Genomic DNA, 7,456 nt, shown 5'->3' with positions numbered 1-7,456 from the left:
CGTCCGGCGTTTGAGGACGAGGCCCGTTCAGGGCCGAAGCGGGGGTCTGGGGGCGGCAGCCCCCAGGGGACGGGAATGGGTAGGGGCGGCGGGGGCGAGGAACCTGTCAGGCCAGCCCCCGCCGCGCCACCGCCGGCGGCCGGCGCCCCGCGATGGACGCCACCATGTCCAGAACCTGCCGGGTCTCCGCCACCTCATGCACCCGATACACCTGCGCCCCCAACCACGCCGACACCGCAGTAGTGGCCAACGTCCCCACCACCCGCTCCTTCACAGGCTTGTCCAGCGTCTCCCCGACGAAGTCCTTGTTCGACAGGGACACCAACACCGGCCACCCCGTCTCCACCATCTCCCCCAACCGCCGAGTCGCCTCAAGGCTGTGCCGCGTGTTCTTCCCGAAGTCGTGCCCGGGATCGATCAGGATCGACTCCCGAGGCACCCCCAGCCCCAACGCCCGCTCGGCCAACCCCACGGTCACCCGCAGAATGTCGGCCATGACGTCGTCGTACGTCACCCGATGCGGCCGAGTCCGAGGCTCCGCACCCCCCGCATGCGTACACACCAGCCCCACCCCGTACCGCGCAGCGACCTCCGCCAGCCCCGGATCCACCCCACCCCACGCGTCGTTCAGCAGATCCGCCCCCGCCTCGCACACCGCCGCCCCGACCGAGGCCCGCCAGGTGTCCACACTGATCACGACATCCGGAAAACGCCGCCGCACCTCGGCCACGAACCCGACCGTCCGCCGCGCCTCCTCCTCGGCGGTCACGTCTTCCCCCGGCCCGGCCTTGACGCCACCGATGTCGATGATCGCCGCCCCCTCGGCCACGGCCTGCTCCACGCGCGCGAGGGCGGGCTCGTCGCGGAACGTCGCCCCTTGGTCGTAGAAGGAGTCCGGGGTCCGGTTCACGATCGCCATGATCACCGGCTCATGCGTGTCGAACTCACGCCTGCCCAGCCTGAGCATCCCCTGTGACCTCTCCTAGTACGTCCTGGCAAGTCGCCGGCCTTCTGCCGCCTGCGACCCTAACTGTCAGAGTCGCATGGCACGATCGGACACTGACACACTCGACCGCTCGCATTCACCGACCGTGGGGGCCACAGCGATGGTTATGTTCTTGTTCCTGGTCGTCGCGCTCGCCGTCGTGGTCGCCGCGGTGACACTCGCCGTGGTGGGCGGCGGCGAGGGCGACGGCCCGTTGCCGGAGGCCGCGCCCGAGCGCCTGCAGGACCTGCTGCCGCTGGACCGCCCGATCGACCGCGTGGACATCGAGACCCTCCGCTTCCCGCTCGCCGCCCGCGGCTACCGCATGTCCGACGTCGACGACGCCCTCAGCCGCCTCGGTGCCGAGCTCGCCGAGCGCGACGCCCGTATCGCCGACCTGGAGTCCGCGCTGGCGGGCGCGCAGGCGTCGGCCGGCCATGTGTCGATGGAGAAGCACGCCGAGGAGGACCAGCGATGAGCGACGGTACGGCCCTCGCCGGCCCGGACGGCGCCCTGCGCTGCCCCTGGGCGCTGTCCACCGAGGACTACGTGACGTACCACGACGAGGAGTGGGGCCGCCCGGTCCACGGCGACGACGCGCTCTACGAACGCCTCAGCCTCGAGGCCTTCCAGTCGGGCCTGTCCTGGATCACGATCCTGCGCCGCCGCGTGGGCTTCCGCGCCGCCTTCGCAGGCTTCGAGATCGCCAAGGTCGCCGCCTTCACCGACGACGACCGCGACCGCCTCCTCGCCGACCCGGGCATCATCCGCAACCGAGCCAAGATCGACGCGACCCTCGCCAACGCACGCGTGCTGGCCGACTGGACCCCGGGTGAGCTCGACGCCCTGATCTGGTCTCACGCCCCGGATCCGACCGCACGCCCGGTCCCGAAGACCTTGGCGGACGTCCCCGCAGTCACCCCGGAGTCAACGGCCCTGTCCAAAGCCCTGAAGAAGCGTGGCCTGCGCTTCGTAGGCCCGACGACGGCATACGCCCTGATGCAGGCGTGCGGCTTGGTCGACGACCACTTGGAAGCATGCGTCGCGAGAAGCGCCGCGTAAGGGGCGCGGGGCTCTATCGATAGGCGGCTCCGCCGCGTGGGCGCGATCAACCACAACGAACCCGCAGCCCCCGACGGCGCTACCGCCCCGAGCTCATCGACCCAAATACTTCGGCTTCTCCTTGTTCACAAAGGCCTGCACAGCGATCGCATGGTCCTCAGAAGACCCCGCCCGCGTCTGCAGATCGTCCTCCTTCTCCAAGGTCTCCTCCAAGGAGTGCGACAGCCCGAACGCCATCGCCTCCTTGATCGCCCCATACGCCACCGTCGGCCCCTCGGCGAGCGCCCGCGCCACCTTCGCGGCCTCTTCGTGCAGCTCACCAGCAGGCACAACCCGGTTCGCGATCCCCAGCTCGTACGCTTCCTGCGCCTTGATGCTCCGCGGGAAGAGGAGCAGGTCCGCGGCGCGCCCCGGGCCGACGACCCGCGGCAGCGTCCACGAGATACCCGAGTCGGCGGTCAGCGCGACCCCCGCGAACGACGTGTTGAAGGCCGCCGTATCCGCCACGACCCGATAGTCCGCGGCCAACGCGAACCCGAACCCCGCCCCGGCGGCGACCCCGTTCACCCCGGCCACCACCGGCTTCGACATGGACGTAAGCGCAGTGACGATCGGGTTGTAATGCTCCCGCACCGTGCTCATCGTCTGCCCCGACCCGGTCTCCCGGTCGGAGACCAGCAGCCCGATGTGCTCCTTCAGGTCCTGGCCCACGCAGAACGCCCGCTCCCCGGCCGCGGTCAGCAGCACGGCCCGTACGGCGTCGTCGCCCGCCGCAGCCTGGACCGCGTCCCGCAGGGCGACCTTGGTCTCGATGTTCAACGCGTTCATCGCCTCGGGGCGGTTCAGCGTGATCGTCGCGAGCCCGTCGCTCACCTCGTAGAGCACGGTGTCGGCCATGGCGTATCCCCTCCGGTGTCGCAGCTCGGCGTACTCGTCGGTACGCACTTGTCTGAAGGACAGCATGGCGGAGATCACCGACAACGGCTCTGACCGGACGTGTGACCTGCGTCAAAGAATTCGTGTCCGGTTACGTTCGGCCGAAGCGCGTGCGGTGGCGCAGTATCGCAGTCACATCGCCGAATTGAGTGGTTTTGCTCGCGCGCGTTGCCCAAGCGATGCCGACTGATGTTGGTCATCGGGTCCTGAGATGCGGGATAATGGCTTGGAAGCAATGTGTTCGATGCCGGTGTCGCGTGTCTCATGCCAGACGCGCGTGCCCTCCATGGGGCCGTCGGCTTTGACTATGAGCTGGTTTCAGGAAGGGGAACGAGCATGGCGGCCATGAAGCCGCGGACGGGTGATGGCCCGCTCGAGGTGACCAAGGAGGGGCGGGGCATCGTCATGCGCGTTCCGCTCGAAGGCGGCGGTCGGCTCGTCGTCGAGCTGACCCCTGACGAGGCCGACGCGCTCGGCGACGCCCTCAAGAAGGTCGTCGGCTGACGCAGCGACCCTTACCTTTCAGCGACCCCGGCATCGCACATGGTGCCGGGGTCGCTGCTTCTTCAGTACGGCGCCTCAGCAGTAAGCCCATGACGTACGGTCGGCCGAACGGTCATCGCTTGACGGCGCACAGCAGCCCGTCCCCGACCGGCAGCAGCGACGGCACCAGCTCCTGGCTCTCCCGCACCGCGCGCAGCAGCTCCCGGATGCGTATGACTTCCGTGGGCTGCGGGCCCGAGTCCACCGTGCGGCCGTTGGCGAAGACGCCCTCGAAGACGACGAGGCCACCCGGACGCAGCAGGCGCAACGATTCAGCGAGATAGTCGAGGAACTCCAGCCGGTCGCCGTCACAGAAGACGAGGTCGTAACCGGCGTCCGCGAGGCGGGGCAGGACGTCCAGGGCGCGGCCCGGGATGAAGCGGGCGCGGTTGCTGGCGAAGCCGGAGGCGCGGAAGGCCTGGCGGGCGAACTGCTGGTGCTCCGGTTCGGGGTCCACGGTCGTCAGGACGCCGTCGGGGCGCATGCCGTGCAGGAGGTGGATACCGGAGACGCCGGTGCCGGTGCCGATCTCCGCCACCGCCTTCGCGTCCACCGAGGCGGCCAGCAAACGCAGCGCGGCGCCCGTGCCGGGCGACACCGAGCGCAGCCCCGCATCACGGGCCCGGTCCCGGGCCCAGCGCAGGACTTCGTCCTCGGCGACGTAGGCGTCGGCGAACGCCCAGCTCGTCTGCCGGTTGCCGGTAATGGCCCTCTCCTGTCCCCGTGGTTGCCTGGGCGTGACTGTATCCGTTGGTGGCGGGAACCCGCAGATGGGACCAGGCGTTTAGAGGGGTGGGAAGACGAGCGGGGGGACACAGTTGGATCACGACGACGAGCAGGGCCGCGAGCAAGTGCTGACGCAGGCGCACCAGCCGTGTCAGCCCAGATCAAATTCTCGTAAAACCGCTTATCCGGAGCTAACGGGCGAGGTGGCTATGGTAGGGGCTCCACTGGACACCACCAGAGCCGACAGGGGAGGTGCGGCTGCGCCTGTGGATCGGGGAGGAGTGCTGCGGCGCTTTCTCGGGTCGGCGGGCAGGCCGAAATCCGTGAACGACAACGCTGACCACAGCCACGCCGGCGACTACGCCCAGACCGCGACCTTCTCCACCGACGCGGACGGGCAGGCGTGGACTCCGCCCACGTGGGAGGAGATCGTCAGCACGCACAGCGGCCGTGTCTACCGCCTGGCCTACCGCCTGACGGGCAACCAGCACGACGCCGAGGACCTCACCCAGGAGGTCTTCGTCCGCGTCTTCCGCTCCCTGTCGACGTACACGCCGGGCACCTTCGAGGGCTGGCTGCACCGCATCACCACGAACCTCTTCCTGGACATGGTCCGCCGCAAGCAGCGCATCCGTTTCGACGCGCTGGGCGACGACGCGGCCGAGCGGCTGCCCAGCAAGGAGCCCACGCCGCAGCAGGTCTTCCACGACGCGCACTTCGACGCGGACGTCCAGCAGGCCCTCGACACGCTCGCGCCCGAGTTCCGCGCCGCGGTCGTCCTGTGCGACATCGAAGGACTGTCGTACGAGGAGATCGCCGCGACCCTGGGCGTCAAGCTCGGCACCGTCCGGTCCCGTATCCACCGCGGCCGCTCGCAGCTGCGCAAGGCCCTTGCCCACCGTTCGCCGGAGGCGCGCGCCGAGCGCCGCTCCTTCGTGCCGCGGGTGGCCGCACTGGGGGGAGGGGGCGCGACCGCGTGAGTGGCTCTCGACCCAACCCCGCAGAACGGCTCCTGGCCGAGCAGCACCTGGGAGACCGACTCTCCGCCCTCGTCGACGGAGAGCTCGGTCATGAGACGCGTGAGCGCGTCCTGGCCCACCTGGCGACCTGCGCCAAGTGCAAGGCCGAGGTCGACGCCCAGCGCCGGCTGAAGAACGTCTTCGCGGAGGCGGCCCCGCCGCCTCCCTCCGAGAGTTTCCTGGCCCGCCTTCAGGGCCTCCCCGGGGGAGGTGACCTGGACGGCGGCGGCTCGCCGCTGGGCGGGGGAGGATTCGGCGGACTGACCGGGCGGCCGGGTGCCACCGGTGTGTTCGGTGTGAAGCGGAGCGACCGTTTCGAGTTCGGGTACGTCCCCTCCCGTCCGCATGCCCCGGGGCTCCCCGCCTCGGACCGTGGCTTCCGCACCCACCCCGTGGGGCGTCCTGACGCCGATCGCTCCGGGTCCTCCCGTATGCGGTTCGCGTTCGTCGCGGCGGGCGCGGTGTCGCTGGCCGCGATCGCGCTGGGCGGTGTCACGTCGAGTGCGCCGACCGACGCGGAGGCGCGCGGTGGCTCGGGCGGCAGCAATGTGACACCGGCCCGGACGCAGGGCACCGGCGCCGCGACGGCACCCGAGAACCAGCGCCGCCGCGGATCCGGCCCGCTGCTCGCCCAGGGGCAGGGCGAGCGGACGCTCGACACCCCGGCCGCCCCGACCGAGGTGTCGGCCCCCCTCCTGCCCGGGATGCCGGCCCAGCCCGCCGACCAGGACATGCACACCCTGACGGCGCCCGTGGTGGCCGGCGCGGCCGCCATGTCCCCGTTGATACGCCCGCTCAGCGCGACCCCGCCGCTCGCCCTGACCGCATGGTCCACGACCCCCGAGACCGCAGCGACGCCCGACCTGCTCGCCGCACCCGTCCCCGACGCGACGTCATCCCCCTCCACCTCTCCCTCCACCGGCCGCTGACCCGGCCTCTGCGCAGCGGCCCACGAACCTGATTGAATCCGGGGTGGGCCGCGCGCCGTGGCTGTGGGCCGGACGCGGAGTCGATGAACCGCGGCCGCTGTTGACGCCGCGTGCCGGATGGGGGAGGTAGCACGAAGTCGCCGGTTTCTGAGGTGACTTGAGCGCGACAGCGCAGGTACAGCGCAGGTTGAGTAGGCAGTCGTCTCCGCGGGCTGCGGGATGACGGTCGACCGTTTCTCCTGGAACGCGGCGGAGAGCGAAGCGTCCTACTCGGGCAACGGTCAGCAGCGAGCAGGAAGCAGAGCATGAACGAGGGGAAGCCCGCGAAGGCGAAGTGGTGGAACCGGCCCCGGCCGCAGGGTCCTTCGGCCCGGGCGGAGGACGCCGAGCCGTCGCCGGACGAGATGAGCGGGACGGTGCCCGGCGCATCGGACGCGGCCGAGCGCGCGGCGGCTGACGACACCGGTGAGCGCGGGCGCGGTGGTGACGCGAACGCCGACGGCGACTTCGAGCTGGCCCTGCCCACCCCGCGCGCGTCCGACGTCGCGGCTTCGGCCGAGGGTGACTTCGAGCTGCCTCGGCCTGCGGTGAGCGGCAGTGGTGGTGACGTGGCTTCCACTGGCGGCGACTTTGAGCTGGCGCGGCCGGTTGGGGCGCCTGCGTCCGTCCCGGCTGCGGGTGAGGCTGACGCGGTCGCGGGGGGTGCCGATGCTGCCGGTGCCGCAGCCGTGGGGCCCGTAGCCGACGCCGGCACTGGCGGCGCGGAGTCCGTCGAGGGTGCGGTCGCTGTCCCCGCGGTGCCCGCCGACGGCGCCGCCCCTGTCGCAGAGCCCGTCGACGAACGCCCCAAGCCCCTCCACGACCCCGACCCCTACAGCACCCCGCCCTACGGCGAGCCCGGCCCCTGGGCGCCCGCTCCGCCGGTCCAGCACCCGGCGACCACGCCCGCGCACGGGACGGCTGTACCGGCGCCGACACCACCGGCGCACACGCCCGTGCCGTCAGCAGCCGCGGCCCCGGCAGCCGGCGCACCCGCTCCGGTACCGAACCCGGCCCCGGGCGCTGCCGTCCCGGCGTCGGCCCATGGCATGCCCGCGCAGGCGGCGCCTGCGGTTCCCGGCGTGCCCGTGCCTGCGCCTCCTGGCTCCGGCGCCCTGGTCCCGGGGGCCCCGACGGCCGGCGCCGCCCTCGTCCCGGCGGCCCCCATGGTCGGCGTCCCCGCCCAGGCAGTCCCCGACCCCGCCTACGCCGACGCC

At 71.6% G+C, this 7,456-nt stretch carries 9 protein-coding genes and 1 pseudogene; 7 read left to right on the top strand and 3 right to left on the bottom strand.

What is annotated here, in order from left to right:
* Positions 1-106: 106 nt before the first annotated feature.
* On the bottom strand, positions 107-967 hold the full coding sequence (gene folP / locus ADL12_RS16480; RefSeq protein ID WP_062703082.1) for a dihydropteroate synthase: 861 nt from the start codon (positions 965-967) through the stop codon (positions 107-109).
* 145 nt (positions 968-1,112) lie between these two features.
* Here folP and ADL12_RS16475 point away from each other — a divergent pair, with 145 nt between their 5' ends.
* Together ADL12_RS16475 and ADL12_RS16470 are read left to right on the top strand one after the other, a co-directional pair.
* Positions 1,113-1,463, top strand: coding sequence for a DivIVA domain-containing protein (locus ADL12_RS16475; RefSeq protein ID WP_062703080.1), 351 nt, complete (start codon positions 1,113-1,115; stop codon positions 1,461-1,463).
* Positions 1,460-2,047 (top strand): DNA-3-methyladenine glycosylase I, encoded by a 588-nt coding sequence (locus ADL12_RS16470; protein ID WP_062703078.1) that lies wholly within the window; start codon positions 1,460-1,462, stop codon positions 2,045-2,047. The genes ADL12_RS16475 and ADL12_RS16470 overlap by 4 nt, the downstream gene beginning before the upstream one ends.
* A 93-nt stretch (positions 2,048-2,140) precedes the next feature.
* On the opposite strand, the gene chcB is transcribed toward ADL12_RS16470, so the two are convergent.
* A complete protein-coding gene (gene chcB / locus ADL12_RS16465) occupies positions 2,141-2,944 on the bottom strand; it encodes a 2-cyclohexenylcarbonyl CoA isomerase (RefSeq protein ID WP_062703084.1) in 804 nt (267 codons plus the stop codon).
* A 64-nt stretch (positions 2,945-3,008) separates the two neighbouring features.
* On the opposite strand from chcB, the gene ADL12_RS54000 reads away from it, so the two are divergent.
* Both ADL12_RS54000 and ADL12_RS50440 read left to right on the top strand, forming a co-directional pair.
* Positions 3,009-3,173 (top strand): hypothetical protein, encoded by a 165-nt coding sequence (locus ADL12_RS54000; protein WP_159053179.1) that lies wholly within the window; start codon positions 3,009-3,011, stop codon positions 3,171-3,173.
* Positions 3,174-3,319: 146 nt separating this feature from the next.
* The gene (locus ADL12_RS50440; RefSeq protein ID WP_003966491.1) at positions 3,320-3,487 is read left to right on the top strand and encodes a DUF3117 domain-containing protein; all 168 of its coding nucleotides are present in this window, start codon (positions 3,320-3,322) and stop codon (positions 3,485-3,487) included.
* Between the two features lie 112 nt (positions 3,488-3,599).
* Here ADL12_RS50440 and ADL12_RS16460 read toward each other — a convergent pair whose 3' ends face one another.
* Positions 3,600-4,298 (bottom strand): O-methyltransferase, encoded by a 699-nt coding sequence (locus ADL12_RS16460; RefSeq protein ID WP_341846361.1) that lies wholly within the window; start codon positions 4,296-4,298, stop codon positions 3,600-3,602.
* 235 nt (positions 4,299-4,533) lie between these two features.
* Here ADL12_RS16460 and sigE point away from each other — a divergent pair, with 235 nt between their 5' ends.
* The 3 genes and pseudogenes from sigE to ADL12_RS56460 form a co-directional block, all read left to right on the top strand.
* Positions 4,534-5,232, top strand: a complete 699-nt coding sequence (gene sigE, locus ADL12_RS16455; RefSeq protein ID WP_062703076.1) for an RNA polymerase sigma factor SigE — start codon at positions 4,534-4,536, stop codon at positions 5,230-5,232.
* Entirely contained in the window at positions 5,229-6,200 is a 972-nt protein-coding gene (locus tag ADL12_RS16450; protein WP_062703074.1) for an anti-sigma factor family protein, read from the top strand. The genes sigE and ADL12_RS16450 overlap by 4 nt, the downstream gene beginning before the upstream one ends.
* A 305-nt stretch (positions 6,201-6,505) precedes the next feature.
* Positions 6,506-7,456: pseudogene (locus ADL12_RS56460) on the top strand (hypothetical protein); the annotation flags it as partial.

The organism is Streptomyces regalis, from assembly GCF_001509475.1.
Classification (GTDB): Bacteria; Actinomycetota; Actinomycetes; order Streptomycetales; family Streptomycetaceae; genus Streptomyces; species Streptomyces regalis.
The sequence above is the reverse complement of the archived record's forward strand: the minus strand, read 5'-3'. Positions and strand labels throughout refer to the sequence as shown.

What these genes read in the sequence shown, in the direction of transcription:
- folP (WP_062703082.1), bottom strand. Translation starts at nt 967, where the DNA reads ATGCTCAGGCTGGGCAGGCGTGAGTTCGACACGCATGAGCCGGTGATC.
- ADL12_RS16475 (WP_062703080.1), top strand. Translation starts at nt 1,113, where the DNA reads ATGTTCTTGTTCCTGGTCGTCGCGCTCGCCGTCGTGGTCGCCGCGGTG.
- ADL12_RS16470 (WP_062703078.1), top strand. Translation starts at nt 1,460, where the DNA reads ATGAGCGACGGTACGGCCCTCGCCGGCCCGGACGGCGCCCTGCGCTGC.
- chcB (WP_062703084.1), bottom strand. Translation starts at nt 2,944, where the DNA reads ATGGCCGACACCGTGCTCTACGAGGTGAGCGACGGGCTCGCGACGATC.
- ADL12_RS54000 (WP_159053179.1), top strand. Translation starts at nt 3,009, where the DNA reads ATGGCGGAGATCACCGACAACGGCTCTGACCGGACGTGTGACCTGCGT.
- ADL12_RS50440 (WP_003966491.1), top strand. Translation starts at nt 3,320, where the DNA reads ATGGCGGCCATGAAGCCGCGGACGGGTGATGGCCCGCTCGAGGTGACC.